This is a genomic window from Paraburkholderia sp. (genome assembly GCF_047605525.1).
Classification (GTDB): domain Bacteria; phylum Pseudomonadota; class Gammaproteobacteria; order Burkholderiales; family Burkholderiaceae; genus Paraburkholderia.
Genome location: NZ_JASGFN010000023.1, coordinates 62,582 through 76,912, shown reverse-complemented (window position 1 = coordinate 76,912; position 14,331 = coordinate 62,582). Strand labels below are relative to the sequence as shown.

Sequence of the window (14,331 nt, the reverse complement as noted above, 5' to 3'; positions counted from 1 at the left end):
CTGCACTACCCAGGTTGGAGACGGAATAAGCCATGGCCAAGCGGAATCAGGCGCGCGAAGACGAACGGGTGCAGGACCTGCGCCCGCGCCCGGTCAGGCTGACTAGCGACATGAGTCTGCCGAAATTGTCGGCGGTCGAAATCGGCAGCTACGTGGTGATGCTGTTCGGCATGTGGGCGGTGATCGAGCTGAAGCTGCTCGGCGCGCTGCTTGCCGGGCTGCTGGTCTATCAGCTCGTGCATACGATCGCGCCGCGCATCGAGCGCCACATGTCGAGCAGGCGGGCGCGCTGGCTCGCGGTGGTGATCCTGTCGACGGTGATCGTCGGCGCGTTGACCGGACTCACGCTCGGCATCATCGAGCACTTCGAGAACGACGTGCCGAGCGTGCAGAATCTGCTCGATCAGGCGATGCAACTGATCGATCAGGCGCGCGGCCGGATTCCGCAGTTCGTCGCCGGCTATCTGCCGGTCGACACCGAGCAGATGAAGGCCAAGGCCGCCGAGCTGATGCACACGCACGCGAACATGCTACAGCAAGGCGGCACGACCGCGGCGCGCGCGTTCACGCACGTGCTGATCGGCATGATCATCGGCGCGATCATCGCGGTCGGCGCGCAGAACCAGATCCAGCGGCTGCCGCTGTCCACCGCGTTCGTCACGCGCGTCAAGCGTTTCGCCGACGCGTTTCGCCGCATCGTGTTCGCGCAGGTGAAGATTTCCGCGCTCAACGCGGTTTTCACCGCGATCTTCCTGCTCGTGATCCTGCCGATCTTCCACGACACGTTGCCGCTGTCGAAAACGCTGGTACTCGTCACGTTCATCGTGGGGCTGCTGCCGGTGATCGGCAATCTGATCTCGAACACGATCATCGTCGCGGTCGCGCTGTCGGTGAGCTTTCCGGCCGCCATCATGTCGCTCGTGTTCCTGATCCTGATTCACAAGCTCGAATACTTCCTGAACGCGCGGATCGTCGGCGGACAGATCGAGGCGCGCGCGTGGGAGTTGCTGATCGCAATGCTCGTGATGGAAGCGGCGTTCGGCATCGCCGGCGTGATCGCGGCGCCGATTTTTTATGCGTATATCAAGCGGGAGCTGATTTATCTGCGGCTGGTGTGAGTGTTTTCCGGCCTGAAGGGGCCAGATGACGCGGCGCCGGACAGGCAAGCGAAGCGGCACGGGAGTGCCGCTTTTTTTGCACCTTGCCGCAACAAAGAACCATCGTCGCCCTTCCTGACAGAAGACTTGCAGCGGGCCCTGCAAGCCCCTAAGATGCGAACCATTCCCATTTGCAAAAAGTCCGCATCGTGACGTTTCGCCCGCCTTTCCGCTTCTTCCCGCCGGTCCGCGCATGAGACGCCAGCTTGTCCGTCTGCACCGCTGGTTCGGCGTCGCGACCGCGCTGTTCCTGTTCGTCGCCGGTCTCACCGGCGCGATCATCGCGTGGGACCATGAACTCGATGCCGCGCTGAACCCGTCGTTCTACCAGGCTCGCACGGCCGGTCCGGCGCTCACGAGCCTCGAATTGGCGAACCGTGTCGAAGCCGCCGATCCGCGCCTCCAGGTCACCTATCTGCCGCTGGCCGTCGAACCCGGCAAGACGCTGCAGATGATGGTGCTGCCGCGCACCGATCCCGCGACGAAGCAGCCCTACCCGCTCGACTTCAATCAGATCGCCGTCGACCCCGTCACCGGAGAAATCCAGGCACGCCGCGAATGGGGCGCCGTGTCGCTCACGCGGCTCAATCTGATTCCGTTCATCTACAAGCTGCACTACACGCTGCAATTGCCGTTTACCGGTGGCATCGATATCGGCACGTGGCTGATGGGCATCGTCGGCATCGTATGGCTGTTCGATAGCGTGATCGCGCTGTGCCTGTCGTTTCCGAGCCTGAAGGCGTGGCGCAAGTCGTTCGCGTTCCGCCTGAAACGCGGCGGCTACGCGCTCACGTTCGATCTGCACCGCTCCGGCGGCGTGTGGATCTGGGGCCTGCTGACGATCGTCGCGCTGACATCGATCTCGATGAATCTGCCGTCGCAGGTGGTGCGGCCGATCGTCTCGCGGATCTCGACGCTGACACCCAACCCGATCAACAACCCGGAAATCCTGCGCGCGCCGCAACCGGGCGATCAGGTGCTGAGCCGCGAGCGCATCGTCGAGCTCGCCGCGCAGGCCGGCAAGGACATGCGTGTCGCCGCGCCGGCGGGCGGCCTCTACTATGCCGGATTCCTGCACACGTACGGCGTCGGCTTCTACACCGCGGGCAACGATCACGGCGACATCGGCCTCGGCAATCCGTGGATGTATTGGGACGCCGTCACCGGCAAGCGGCTCGCCGCGCAGATTCCCGGCGAGGGCACGGCCGGCGATATCTTCATGCAGTTGCAATTCCCGCTGCACTCGGGGCGCATCCTCGGTCTGGGCGGGCGGATTCTGATCAGCGCGGTGGGCGCCGCGGTCGCCGTGCTGAGCGTCACGGGACTGTTGATCTGGCTGAAGAAGCTGAACGGGCGCCGCCGCTCCGCGCAAAACGCGAATCTCGCCAGAAACGCGGGCGGCGCGGCGGCGCGCCCGTAGGGAAATCGAAGAAAAAGAATCGAGGAAAAAATGGCGCCGGCCTCGACCGGCGCCATTTTTTTAGCGGAACACGACCGTCTTGCTGCCGTTCAGCACGACGCGATGCTCGACATGCCACTTCACCGCGCGCGCGAGCGTCACGCATTCGACGTCGCGGCCGATCGCCGTCAACTGCTCCGGCGCCATGCTGTGATCCACGCGCTCGACTTCCTGCTCGATGATCGGGCCTTCGTCGAGATCGGTCGTCACGTAGTGAGCGGTCGCGCCGATCAGCTTCACGCCGCGATCGAACGCCTGGTAGTACGGCTTCGCACCCTTGAAGCTCGGCAGGAACGAGTGGTGGATGTTGATCGCGCGGCCGGCCAGTGCCTCGCACAGGTGCGGCGACAGGATCTGCATGTAGCGCGCGAGCACCACGAGATCGGCCTGGTGTTCGTTGATCACCTCGAGCACGCGCGCTTCCTGCGCGGCCTTCGCGTCGGGCGTGCCGCCGGGCAGCGGGAAATGATGGAACGGAATGTCGTAGCTCGCGGCGAGCTGGTAGAACTCCTTGTGGTTCGAGATGATCGCCGGGATATCGATATTGAGCTGGCCGGTACGGTAGCGGAACAGCAGATCGTTCAGGCAATGGCCGATCTTCGACACCATGATGACCACGCGCGGCTTCACGTTCGCGTCGTGCAATTCCCAGCGCATGCCGAACTGCTCGGCGAGCGTCACGAACGACGCGCGCAACGCGTCGAGCCCCGGATCGCCGCCCACCTGCTGAAAATGCACGCGCATGAAGAACTCGCCGGTGCGGCTGTCGCCGAACTGCGCGGAGTCGAGAATATTGCTGCCACGCTCGAACAGAAAGCCCGACACGGCGTGAACGATGCCGGGCCGGTCGGCGCACGACAGTTTGAGGATAAAGCTGTGATCGGTCGACATGACCTCGGTGACTCCCTTCTTCAATGCGTAGTTTGTTTCAGTGTCCGCAGTCTGTTCGCGTGGGATGCTTCGGGTGATTCACGATGCCGCAGCGCGCCGACGCTCGTGTTCTTGCGGCAAGTGCGCGGCTGAACCACATGCGCGCCGCTCGATATCGCTGACTCCTAGTCCAGCACGGGCGGCGCAAACAACGCGTCGATGCCCGTGCACGCGTCCTCGTCGATCCAGCGGTGGCGCAGCAGGCAATCCAGCGTGGCCAGGCTCGCGTCCACCGTCATCGCGCCTTCCTCGATCCAGCTCGCGACTTCGTCGATGCGCGCGAGCCGGTGTTCGCCCACTTCCCCATCCTGATTGCGCGGCGCGAAGTCGGCGGGCAGCGCGAGATCGTAGATGAAAATCTGCTCGGCCTGCGTGCCTTCCGGCAGCGATTGCAGCACGTACGCGGTGCGGCCCGCGACCGCGCGCGCGGCGATTTCGGCCGGAATGCCGGCTTCTTCCCAGCATTCCTTGACGATCGTCTCGCCGACGCCGAAGCCCCAGCCGATCCCGCCCGCGACGACATTGTCGAGCATGCCCGGATCGGTCGCCTTGGTGTCGCTGCGGCGCGCGATCCACAGTTGCGGCGCGCCACGGGGTGCCCCGCTATCCGCGTATTCTACGACGCCGTTCAGATGCACCGCGTAGGTCATCGTGCCGAAGAAGCGCGACGCCGCGCGTTCGATATACGCGAGCGGCGGGGCGTCGAACGCGTTGCGGATCGCGTAGGTTTCGTTGCGCCAGCCCGGAATGCGGCCGTCGGCGGCGAGCGCGCCGATCACCGAGGCGAGCGCCGCGCTGCGCAGATCGACGGTGTCGAACGTCGCGGAAAGCGTCACGCCGCGGTTGTCGTTGCTGTCGTCGATATCGAACACATCGGGCCAGCGCGCGAGCAACGGCACGTCGCGTTCGCGAATCCAGCCGACCTGTTCGGCGCCGATCCGGAACGGCCGATGCGCGCTCGCGTCGAAGCGGCGCGCGGCGGTGATGCAAGGCAAAGTCATCGAAAACTCCAGACTGTCCGTCTTCATGGCGAACCGGGCGAACCCGGACCAGGCACAAGCAGACGCGTAGTCAACCCACTTCAGTCGCGCAGCGCGACGCGAATTCCGATCGCGATGAACGTCGCGCCGGCCACGCGATCGAGCCACACGCCCACGCGCGGCCGGCGCCTCAGCCAGCCGCCGATGATCCCCGCGCACACGCCGAACAGCGAAAACACCACCACCGTCTGCAACATGAACAGCACGCCCAGTTCGAGCATCTGCACCGTCACGCTTTGCGTACCGTGCGGCTGCACGAACTGCGGCAGGAATACGACGAAGAACAGCGTCACCTTGGGGTTCATCAGATTGCCGAGCACGCTCTGGCGGAACACCGCGGAAAGCGGCTGCGGCGGGCGCTGGTGCGCGGTCGCGAGTCCCTGGCTGCGCAGTGCCTTGATGCCGATCCACACCAGATACGCGGCGCCCGCCAGCTTGATCGCCTCGAACGCGAGCGGCGACGAACGCAGGAGCGCGGCGACGCCTAGCGCGGCGAGCGTGGTGTGAAACGTGATGCCGGCGGCAAAGCCGAGCGCCGCGACCAGGCCGGCCGCGCGGCCTTGCGAGATACCGCGCGCGAGCACCTGCAGATTGTCCGGACCCGGCGCCACGGTGATCGCGATCGACGTGGCGAGAAACAGCAGGAAGTTGGGCATTGTTCTGACCTTCTCGTTGGGCGGTTTATGGACGGTTTATGAGCGTTACGTGGCCCGTGAGGCCCGGCTGCTTGCGCGGTGAAAACCTTCGCCGGGCACGGCGCGGCCACTCGCTCAATGACCGTCGAAACTCGTGATCGTATACAGTGCCAGCCCGCCTTCGCTCAACAGCTTCGAACCGCCCAGCCCGGGCAGATCGATGATCGCGGCCCCTTCCACGACGACCGCGCCCAGCCGCTCGAGCAGCAGCTTGCCGGCCATCATCGTGCCGCCGGTCGCGATCAGATCGTCGACGATCACGACGCGGTCGCCCGGCTCGCACGCATCCTCGTGAATCTCGACGGTCGCGGTGCCGTACTCGAGTTCGTACGACTGCGAGATCCGCTTGTACGGCAGCTTGCCCGCCTTGCGGATCGGAATGAAGCCGAGGCTCAGCTCGTGCGCGATGATCGGCCCGATGATGAAGCCACGCGCGTCGAGCCCGGCGACGTAATCGAGCTTCGCGTCGATATAGCGCTGCACGAACAGGTCGATCAGCACGCGCAGCGACTTCGGCTCGCGCAGCAGCGGCGTGATGTCGCGGAACTGCACGCCCGGCTGCGGCCAGTCGGGCACCGTGCGAATGTGACTTCTGATGTAGTCGGCCGCATCGAGCGGCGCGCTCTGGAGCGCGTTGGACATGATGTCTCCGGATGGACCACGACAGGTCCGGTGAAAAGCTTGAATCAGGCGGCCCGGCCAACCGGCTCGCGCCGGGAACTCACGCCGGCGGCCCACGTCAGGCCGCGGCGGCGCCCGCGCGTCGATGCTTCGACAGCCGTTCCTCGGCTTGCGCCAGTTGTTCGGGCAGACCGCGCAGCACCACGATGTCGTTCGCGCGCAGCTTCGTGGACGGGTCCGGCTCGACACCGCGGATGCCGTGCCGGCGGATCGCGGTCACTTCGACGCCGAGCTCGAACAGGCCCAGTTCCGCGAGCGTGCGGCCGACCGCATCCGCGCTGGCGTCGACCGGCACCGATTGTAGCCGCACCTGTTCGTGGCCGTCGTCGTCATCGACGTCGTCGGCGCCGTGGAAATAGCCGCGCAGCAGCGAGTAGCGCTCGTCACGCATCTCCTCGACGCGCCGCACCACGCGCCGCATCGGCACGCCCATTACCACCAGCGTGTGCGACGCGAGCATCAGGCTGCCCTCGACGATCTCCGGAATCACCTCGGTCGCGCCGGCGGCGAGCAGTTTCTCCAGATCGGCGTCGTCGACGGTGCGCACGATGACCGGCAGCGTCGGCTCCATCTCGTGGATGTTGTAGAGCACGCGCAAGGCCGACGGCGTGTTCGCGTAGGTGATCGCGATCGCGGCCGCGCGGTGCAGACCGGCCGCGAGCAGCGACTCGCGCCGCCCGGCATCGCCGAACACGACCGATTCGCCGGCCGCCGCGGCCGCCGCGACGCGGTCGGGGTCGAGGTCGAGCGCGACATAGGAGAGGCCTTCGTGCTCCAGCATGCGCGCGAGGTTCTGCCCGGACCGGCCGTAGCCGCAGATGATTACGTGGCCGCTCTGCTTCAGGCTTTGCGTCGCGATGCGCGTCATTTGCAGCGACTGCATCATCCATTCTGTCGACGACAGCCGCAGCACGATGCGATCGGCGTTCTGGATCATGAACGGCGCGGCGAGCATCGACAGCAGCATCGCCGCGAGGATCGCCTGCAACAGCGTCGCGTCGACCAGATGCCGGTCGAGAATCAGGTTCAGCAGCACGAAACCGAACTCGCCCGCCTGCGCGAGACCGATGCCGGTGCGCATCGCGACGCCCGGCGTCGCGCCGAAAAGCCGCGCGAGGCCGGTAATCATGACCATCTTCAGCAGCACCGGGCCAATGAAGAAGCCGAGCACGATGAGCGGATGCTCCCAGATCACGCGCGGGTTCAGCAGCATGCCGGTGGTCACGAAGAAGAGCCCGAGCAGCACGTCGCGAAACGGCTTGATGTCCTCTTCCACCTGATGCCGGTACGGCGTCTCGGCGATCAGCATGCCCGCGATGAACGCGCCGAGCGCGAGCGATAGTCCGAATTTATCGGTGATGAACGCCGCGCCGAGCGTGACCAGCAGCAGGTTCAGGATGAACAGCTCCTGCGAGCGGCGCCGCGCGACCACGTTGAACCAGCGCGTCATGAAGCTCTGGCCGACGATCAGCAGCAGCGCCAGCGCGACGACGATCTTGATCGCCGCGATGCCGAGCGCGCCGGCGAGATTCTCCGAGCGCCCGCCGAGCGCGGCAATGATGATCAGCAGCGGCACCACCGCGAGATCCTGAAACAGCAGCACGCCGAAGATGTTGCGGCCGTGCTCGGTCTCGATCTCGAGCCGCTCGGCGAGCATCTTGCTGACAATGGCGGTCGACGACATCGCCAGCGCGCCGCCGAGCGCCACGCTCCCCTGCCACGTGATATGCACCCAGTGCTCGAACATGAAGCCGAGCGATACCGCCACCGCGACCGTGCCGATCACCTGCAGAAGGCCGAGGCCGAATACGAGCCGGCGCATCGAGCGCAGCTTGGACAGCGAGAACTCGAGCCCGATCGAGAACATCAGGAACACGACGCCGAATTCCGCGAGATTCTGCGCGCCCTCCGAATCGGGAACCAGGCCGAACGCATGCGGCCCGACGATGATGCCGACCGTCAGATAGCCGAGCATCGGCGGCAGGTTCAGGAAGCGAAAGATCACCACGCCCGCCACCGATGCCAGCAGCAGGAACAGCGTCATCTCGAGCGGGGAGATCATCGGCAAACACGCATGGGTGAAGCGTCCTCGTTCGTCAGCGGAACCGCGCACGGGAATGCCCGTGCGACATGGTTGAGGGGCCGGTAAAAAAGCTGCCTGAAAAAGCTGCCGGAAGGCTGAAACAGGAATTGTCGGCAGGCTGATGAGGTCAGCGGCTCGGCACAGCAGGCCCGGCGCGGCGAACAGGCGCCTTTGCTATACTCCGCGAATGATAGCGAAAATCAATGGCGACAGGGCACTCGCGCTTGCTCGCGATGTGCTCGACATCGAAGCGGACGCCGTGCGCGCGCTTCGCGACCAGCTCGACGGCAGCTTCGTCGGCGCGGTCGATTTCATCCTGGGTTGCCGCGGGCGCGTGGTCGTCTCCGGCATCGGCAAGTCCGGCCACGTGGCCCGCAAGCTCGCGGCCACGCTGGCGAGCACCGGTACTCCCGCATTCTTCGTGCATCCCGCGGAAGCGAGCCATGGCGACCTCGGCATGGTCACCGCCGACGACGTGTTCCTCGCGCTGTCCAACTCCGGCGAAACCGAAGAGCTGGTGGCGATCCTGCCGCTCATCAAGCGCATCGGCGCGAAGCTGATCGCGATGACGGGCCGCCCGTCGTCGAGTCTCGCGCAGCTTGCCGACGTGCATCTGAATTCCGCTGTCGCCAAAGAAGCCTGTCCGATGAATCTCGCGCCCACCGCCAGCACCACCGCCGCGCTCGCGCTCGGCGACGCGCTCGCGGTCGCGGTGCTGGACGCGCGCGGCTTTGGCCGCGACGATTTCGCGCGCTCGCATCCGGGCGGCGCGCTCGGCCGGCGCCTGCTCACCTACGTGCGCGACGTGATGCGCACCGGCGACCAGTTGCCGAAGGTCACGCCCGAGGCCACCGTCAGCGACGCGCTGTTCCAGCTCACCGCGAAGCGCATGGGCATGACGTCGGTCGTCGATCACGAGGAGCGCGTCGTCGGCATCTTTACCGACGGCGACCTGCGCCGCGTGCTCGAGCGCGATGGCGATTTCCGCCAGTTGCCGATCGCCTCGGTGATGACCGCCGGCCCGCGCACGATCGGCCCCGACCAGCTCGCGGTCGAAGCGGTGGAACTGATGGAGCGCCATCGCATCAATCAGATGCTGGTCGTCGACGAAGCGGGCAAGCTGATCGGCGCGCTCAACATGCACGACCTGTTTTCGAAGAAGGTGATCTGATGGCCGTGACCCCTCCTACCGCTACCGAACGCGCGAGCCGCGTCAAGCTGATGATTTTCGACGTCGACGGCGTGCTGACCGACGGCGGCCTGCTGTTCACGGCGGAAGGCGACACGATGAAGGGCTTCAACTCGATGGATGGTCACGGCATGAAGCTGTTGCGCCAGGCCGGCATCGAAACCGCCATCATCACCGGGCGCAAGTCCGGCATCGTGGCGGCGCGGGTGAAGGAAATGAACATCACGCATGTGTATCAGGGCGTGCAGGACAAGCCGGCGGCTTTCGCCGATCTGCTCCAGCAAACCGGCCTTACCGCCGAAGAATGCGGCTACATGGGCGACGACTGGGTCGATCTGGCGGTGATGCTGCGCGTCGGCTTCGCGGCCGCGCCGGCCAATTCGCATCCCGAGGTGATCGCGCGGGCGCACTGGGTCAGCGAGGCGCGCGGCGGCCACGGTGCCGCGCGCGAAGTCTGCGACACGCTGCTGCGCGCCCAGCACAAATATGAAGCACTGCTCGCGGCGGCCTGCAGCGGCGAGCAGCGGGGCCTCGTCGGATGAACCAGTTTCGTCTGACTTCGCTGATCCCGCTCGTCGCGATGGCGGCGCTCGCCGGCATCACCTGGTGGCTGCTGCAAGCCACGTTGCCGCGCAAAAACGAAGACGTGGCGCGCCCGAAGGAGCACACGCCGGACTATTTCGCGGACAACTTCTCGGTTTCCGAACTCGACCAGTCGGGCGCGACGCAATACCGGCTGACCGCGCAGTCGCTAATCCATTACGAGGACGACGAGATGAGCGACCTCGTCAAGCCGGCGATGCGCGCGTTCCAGCCCGGCAAGCCGATCGTCACCGCGACCGGCGACACCGGCACCGTCAACTCGGATGCGTCGATCGTCAATCTGTACGGCAATGCCCGCATCCTGCGCGCGCCCGGCGACGGCGATCCGCAGATGCAGGCCGATTCCGAGCATTTCAGGGTCCTCGTCAACGACGATGTGATCGAGACTGAAAAGCCAGTTAAACTTCAGCGCGGCATGTCGGTAATGACTGCCAGCGGCATGAAATACAACAATGTCACCCGGGTTATGCAGCTATTCGGCAATGTAAGAGGCGCAATCGCCGCAACCGACGCCGGCGGCGGCTCGTCCCACTAACCCGGGCCATTCATTCCAGGCGTGACTGCATGAACGAATCGCTCCCCCGTTTTGATACTGGCCGCGCGCGCGCACTGTCCGCGTGCCGTGCCGGGCTTGCCGCGCTCGTCGTCGCGCTGCCGCTCGCCGGCTTCGCGCCGCTCGCGCACGCGGACCGCGCCGACAAGGACAAGCCGCTGAACATCGAAGCGGACAACATGACTTACGACGACCTCCGGCAGGTCAGCATCTTCACCGGCCACGTGGTCGCCACCAAAGGAACGATCCTGATCAAGGCCGATCGGGTCGAAGTGTCGCAGGACCCGCAGGGCTACCAGTACGCGACCGGCACCTCGAGCGGCAGCAATCTGTCGTATTTCCGCCAGAAGCGCGAAGGGCTCGACGAGTACATCGAAGGCACGGCCGTGCGGATCGACTACGACGGCAAGCAGGACCTGACCACGCTCACCACGAACGCGACGGTGCGCCGCCTGCAAAGCATGACGACGCTGCTCGACCAGGTGCACGGCAGCGTCATCACCTATGACGGCCAGAACGACTTCTATACCGCGAAGGCGGGCAAGGACGTCGCCGGCCCGGGCAACCCGACCGGCCGCGTGCGCGCGATGCTCGCGCCGCGCAACGGCGGCGCCGCGCCGCTGACCGGCGCATCGGCCACGCTCGCGCCGTCCACCACGATCCAGGGAGCGCCGAACCAGTGAGCACCGTCAGCAACATCGCGCCCCTCCCCCATCGCAAGCCGGCCGGCACCAGCAGCTCGCTGGTCGTGCGCAATCTGAAGAAGCGTTATGGCTCGCGCACGGTCGTCAAGGACGTGTCGCTCGACGTGAAAAGCGGCGAAGTGGTCGGTCTGCTCGGTCCGAACGGCGCCGGCAAGACCACCTCGTTCTACATGATCGTCGGTCTCGTGCCGCTCGACGCCGGCGAAATCGATCTGGACGGCAAATCGATCAGCCTGCTGCCGATCCACAAGCGCGCGTCACTCGGCCTGTCGTATCTGCCGCAGGAAGCCTCGGTGTTCCGCAAGCTGAGCGTCGAGGAAAATATTCGCGCGGTGCTGGAATTGCAGCTCGGAGAAAACGGCAAGCGGCTCGGCAAGGACGCCATCACGTCGCGCACCGAAGCGCTGCTCGACGAGTTGCAGATCGCGCATCTGCGCGAAAATCCGGCGTTGTCGCTGTCGGGCGGCGAGCGTCGCCGCGTGGAAATCGCCCGCGCGCTGGCCACGAACCCGAGCTTCATTCTGCTCGACGAACCGTTCGCGGGCGTCGATCCGATCGCCGTTCTGGAAATCCAGAAAATCGTCAAGTTTCTGAAGCAGCGCAATATCGGCGTCCTGATTACCGACCACAACGTGCGCGAAACGCTCGGCATCTGCGATCACGCATACATCATCAGCGACGGCAGCGTGCTCGCCGCCGGCGCGCCCAGCGAAATCATCGAGAACGAAAGCGTGCGCCGCGTCTATCTGGGCGAGCACTTCCGCATGTAAGCACACACAGGGTACCCGGCCGCGCGAGCATTTGCGCCCCGGGCCCTGGCGCCGCTTTTTTGCGGCACCCGCACATCATCCCGCGCTATCCGTTCCGACCGGCGCCGGCGGCTGTTTCGCGACGCCCGAAACGGACGTATCCGCAAATTGCGAGTGCCGCAAGGTATCGCGCTCGTGGCAAACTCTCTACAATGAATCTCAACTTGCCATGAAAGCCAGCCTCCAACTCCGCCTATCGCAGCATCTTGCGCTGACGCCGCAACTGCAGCAGTCCATCCGGCTGCTTCAGTTGTCTACGCTTGAACTGCAGCAGGAAGTCGCAATGGCGATCTCGCAGAATCCGCTCCTCGAAAACGAGGACGAATGGATCGCGAGCCCGTTGCGGGTAGCGGCTGACGGTTCGGTGATCGCCCAGACGCCCGGCTCGTCCATGCCGGCCGATCCGATGGCCAGCAACGGCTCCGCGTCGTCGGACGGCGGCGGCGAGCGCGCCGAAAACGGCGAGCCGAAAGGTGTCGACGAATACAACGGCCTGTCGGGCGACGGCAGCAGCGACACGTCGCAATGGAACCTCGACGACTACGGCCGCTCCGGCACCGCTTCGGACGACGACGACCTTCCCCCGCTGCAAATCCACGAATCGAGCACCTCGCTGCGCGATCACCTGATGGCGCAACTGCGCGTCACCCAGGCGAGCCAGCGCGACCGGGCGCTCGTCACGTTCCTGATCGAATCGCTCGACGACGACGGCTATCTCGCCGCGACGCTCGAGGAAGTGCTCGCCGACCTGCCCGAAGAGCTCGAAGTCGACCTCGACGAACTGAATGCCGCGCTTGCGCTGCTGCATAGCTTCGACCCGGCCGGGGTCGGCGCGCGCTCCGCATCCGAGTGCCTGAAGCTGCAGCTTTTGCGACTCGATCCGTCGCCCACGCGCACGCTCGCGCTAGACATTGTCGGCCATTATCTGGAGTTGCTGGCCGCGCGCGATTTCACGCGCCTGCGCAAACATCTGAAGGCAAGCGACGACGACCTGCGCGACGCGCACGTGCTGATCCGCTCGCTCGAACCGTTTCCGGGCGCCGCCTACGGCAAGGCCGAGGCGGACTACGTGGTGCCGGACATCATGGTGCGGAAAACAGCACAAGGGTGGCAGGCCGAGCTGAATCCGGAAGTGGTGCCGAAGCTGCGCATTAACCATCTGTACGCGAATATTCTGCGCAATAACCGGGGGGATCCGGGCAGCGGATCGTTGCGCCAGCAACTGCAGGAAGCGCGTTGGCTGATCAAGAATATCCAGCAGCGTTTCGAGACGATCCTGCGGGTTGCACAGGCGATCGTCGAGCGTCAGAAGAGCTTTTTCGTGCACGGCGAAATTGCCATGCGCCCCTTGGTTTTGCGGGAGATTGCTGATACGCTGGGCCTACACGAGTCGACCGTCTCGCGTGTGACAACCGGTAAATACATGCTGACCCCATTCGGGACGCTTGAATTCAAGTTTTTCTTCGGTTCACACGTTTCGACCGACACGGGCGGCGCGGCCTCCTCCACGGCCATTCGCGCGCTGATCAAACAACTGATAGGAGCGGAAAACCCGAAATCGCCACTTTCAGACAGTCGCATAGCCGAACTGCTGGCGGAACAGGGCTTCGTGGTCGCACGTCGTACCGTTGCGAAATACCGTGAAGCGCTCAAGATCCCGGCAGTCAACCTGCGCAAGTCTCTGTAGCCCGCCGCGTTGTGCAGCGGGCATTTACCGGCTGCTCCGTGCGTGGCGGACAGGCCGGCCGCTGCGACCTGCCAGATGTCCGTCACCGGGGGGCGACACAGGCAAGCCGACAGTTCGGCCGGACCTTGGTCATCGTGCGGAACAAGCGGCCATTAGCTTGGAGAAGCACTATGAATCTCAAGATCAGTGGACACCACCTCGAAGTAACGCCTGCGTTGCGCGAATACGTGATCACCAAACTGGACAGGGTGCTAAGACATTTCGATCAGGTCATCGACGGCAGTGTGGTCCTCTCGGTCGACAACCATAAGGAAAAGGACAAGCGTCAAAAGGTTGAAATCAACCTCCATCTAAAGGGTAAAGATATTTTCGTCGAGAGTTGTGACAGCGATTTGTACGCTGCGATCGATCTGATGATCGACAAGCTCGACAGGCAGGTGATACGCCACAAGGATCGCCTGCAAGGCCATCAGCACGAAGCGATCAAGTATCAGCCGGCGCCGCAACTGGACGTGCCGCCGCAATAGGAGAAATTAGAGGGAATTCCTCATTTCCCTGAATCACGCCAAACCGCCCGCGACCGGGCGGTTTTTCGTTTCAGTGGAACATGCACGCACCGCTTCGCGCCTTGTTCCGGCCGGTTTTCGCGTTTTCCTCTGGCGTTTGCGCAACGCGGCACGGCTCGCTCCGCAAGCGGTGAAAAACCTGGTATGCATGAATGGCGCGCCGCACCATCGGCGA

The 14,331-nt window shown here is 64.8% G+C and carries 14 protein-coding genes; 9 read left to right on the top strand and 5 right to left on the bottom strand.

What is annotated here, in order from left to right:
• Positions 1-32 precede the first annotated feature (32 nt).
• Together QM685_RS28030 and QM685_RS28025 are read left to right on the top strand one after the other, a co-directional pair.
• Positions 33-1,118, top strand: coding sequence for an AI-2E family transporter (locus QM685_RS28030; protein ID WP_415121571.1), 1,086 nt, complete (start codon positions 33-35; stop codon positions 1,116-1,118).
• A 232-nt stretch (positions 1,119-1,350) separates the two neighbouring features.
• The gene (locus QM685_RS28025) at positions 1,351-2,577 is read left to right on the top strand and encodes a PepSY-associated TM helix domain-containing protein (protein ID WP_415121569.1); all 1,227 of its coding nucleotides are present in this window, start codon (positions 1,351-1,353) and stop codon (positions 2,575-2,577) included.
• Between the two features lie 60 nt (positions 2,578-2,637).
• Here QM685_RS28025 and purU read toward each other — a convergent pair whose 3' ends face one another.
• The 5 genes from purU to QM685_RS28000 all read right to left on the bottom strand — a co-directional run bounded on the left by purU (position 2,638) and on the right by QM685_RS28000 (position 8,024).
• On the bottom strand, positions 2,638-3,507 hold the full coding sequence (purU, locus tag QM685_RS28020) for a formyltetrahydrofolate deformylase (protein WP_415121567.1): 870 nt from the start codon (positions 3,505-3,507) through the stop codon (positions 2,638-2,640).
• A gap of 164 nt (positions 3,508-3,671) precedes the next feature.
• Positions 3,672-4,547: an NUDIX hydrolase gene (locus tag QM685_RS28015; RefSeq protein WP_415121565.1), complete on the bottom strand. Its 876-nt coding sequence runs from the start codon at positions 4,545-4,547 to the stop codon at positions 3,672-3,674.
• Between the two features lie 80 nt (positions 4,548-4,627).
• Positions 4,628-5,242: a LysE family translocator gene (locus QM685_RS28010; RefSeq protein WP_415121563.1), complete on the bottom strand. Its 615-nt coding sequence runs from the start codon at positions 5,240-5,242 to the stop codon at positions 4,628-4,630.
• 114 nt (positions 5,243-5,356) lie between these two features.
• Positions 5,357-5,923 (bottom strand): adenine phosphoribosyltransferase, encoded by a 567-nt coding sequence (locus tag QM685_RS28005; protein WP_415121561.1) that lies wholly within the window; start codon positions 5,921-5,923, stop codon positions 5,357-5,359.
• Positions 5,924-6,020: 97 nt separating this feature from the next.
• Positions 6,021-8,024, bottom strand: coding sequence for a cation:proton antiporter (locus QM685_RS28000; RefSeq protein ID WP_415121559.1), 2,004 nt, complete (start codon positions 8,022-8,024; stop codon positions 6,021-6,023).
• 208 nt (positions 8,025-8,232) lie between these two features.
• Here QM685_RS28000 and kdsD point away from each other — a divergent pair, with 208 nt between their 5' ends.
• The 7 genes from kdsD (at position 8,233) to hpf (ending at position 14,117) form a co-directional block, all read left to right on the top strand.
• Positions 8,233-9,216, top strand: a complete 984-nt coding sequence (kdsD, locus tag QM685_RS27995; RefSeq protein WP_415121557.1) for an arabinose 5-phosphate isomerase KdsD — start codon at positions 8,233-8,235, stop codon at positions 9,214-9,216.
• Positions 9,216-9,776 carry a KdsC family phosphatase gene (locus tag QM685_RS27990; protein WP_415121555.1) on the top strand — a complete coding sequence of 187 codons (561 nt, stop codon included), beginning with the start codon at positions 9,216-9,218 and terminating at the stop codon, positions 9,774-9,776. The genes kdsD and QM685_RS27990 overlap by 1 nt, the downstream gene beginning before the upstream one ends.
• Entirely contained in the window at positions 9,773-10,372 is a 600-nt protein-coding gene (gene lptC / locus QM685_RS27985) for an LPS export ABC transporter periplasmic protein LptC (protein ID WP_415121553.1), read from the top strand. Before QM685_RS27990 ends, lptC begins: the two co-directional genes overlap by 4 nt.
• Before the next feature lie 29 nt (positions 10,373-10,401).
• A complete protein-coding gene (lptA, locus tag QM685_RS27980; protein WP_415121551.1) occupies positions 10,402-11,073 on the top strand; it encodes a lipopolysaccharide transport periplasmic protein LptA in 672 nt (223 codons plus the stop codon).
• Between the two features lie 14 nt (positions 11,074-11,087).
• Positions 11,088-11,864 carry an LPS export ABC transporter ATP-binding protein gene (lptB, locus tag QM685_RS27975; protein ID WP_415121648.1) on the top strand — a complete coding sequence of 259 codons (777 nt, stop codon included), beginning with the start codon at positions 11,088-11,090 and terminating at the stop codon, positions 11,862-11,864.
• Between the two features lie 208 nt (positions 11,865-12,072).
• Positions 12,073-13,590, top strand: a complete 1,518-nt coding sequence (locus tag QM685_RS27970) for an RNA polymerase factor sigma-54 (protein ID WP_415121549.1) — start codon at positions 12,073-12,075, stop codon at positions 13,588-13,590.
• Positions 13,591-13,760: 170 nt separating this feature from the next.
• Positions 13,761-14,117 carry a ribosome hibernation-promoting factor, HPF/YfiA family gene (hpf, locus tag QM685_RS27965; protein ID WP_027199628.1) on the top strand — a complete coding sequence of 119 codons (357 nt, stop codon included), beginning with the start codon at positions 13,761-13,763 and terminating at the stop codon, positions 14,115-14,117.
• Positions 14,118-14,331 lie beyond the last annotated feature (214 nt).

What these genes read in the sequence shown, in the direction of transcription:
- QM685_RS28030 (WP_415121571.1), top strand. Translation starts at nt 33, where the DNA reads ATGGCCAAGCGGAATCAGGCGCGCGAAGACGAACGGGTGCAGGACCTG.
- QM685_RS28025 (WP_415121569.1), top strand. Translation starts at nt 1,351, where the DNA reads ATGAGACGCCAGCTTGTCCGTCTGCACCGCTGGTTCGGCGTCGCGACC.
- purU (WP_415121567.1), bottom strand. Translation starts at nt 3,507, where the DNA reads ATGTCGACCGATCACAGCTTTATCCTCAAACTGTCGTGCGCCGACCGG.
- QM685_RS28015 (WP_415121565.1), bottom strand. Translation starts at nt 4,547, where the DNA reads ATGACTTTGCCTTGCATCACCGCCGCGCGCCGCTTCGACGCGAGCGCG.
- QM685_RS28010 (WP_415121563.1), bottom strand. Translation starts at nt 5,242, where the DNA reads ATGCCCAACTTCCTGCTGTTTCTCGCCACGTCGATCGCGATCACCGTG.
- QM685_RS28005 (WP_415121561.1), bottom strand. Translation starts at nt 5,923, where the DNA reads ATGTCCAACGCGCTCCAGAGCGCGCCGCTCGATGCGGCCGACTACATC.
- QM685_RS28000 (WP_415121559.1), bottom strand. Translation starts at nt 8,024, where the DNA reads ATGATCTCCCCGCTCGAGATGACGCTGTTCCTGCTGCTGGCATCGGTG.
- kdsD (WP_415121557.1), top strand. Translation starts at nt 8,233, where the DNA reads ATGATAGCGAAAATCAATGGCGACAGGGCACTCGCGCTTGCTCGCGAT.
- QM685_RS27990 (WP_415121555.1), top strand. Translation starts at nt 9,216, where the DNA reads ATGGCCGTGACCCCTCCTACCGCTACCGAACGCGCGAGCCGCGTCAAG.
- lptC (WP_415121553.1), top strand. Translation starts at nt 9,773, where the DNA reads ATGAACCAGTTTCGTCTGACTTCGCTGATCCCGCTCGTCGCGATGGCG.
- lptA (WP_415121551.1), top strand. Translation starts at nt 10,402, where the DNA reads ATGAACGAATCGCTCCCCCGTTTTGATACTGGCCGCGCGCGCGCACTG.
- QM685_RS27970 (WP_415121549.1), top strand. Translation starts at nt 12,073, where the DNA reads ATGAAAGCCAGCCTCCAACTCCGCCTATCGCAGCATCTTGCGCTGACG.
- hpf (WP_027199628.1), top strand. Translation starts at nt 13,761, where the DNA reads ATGAATCTCAAGATCAGTGGACACCACCTCGAAGTAACGCCTGCGTTG.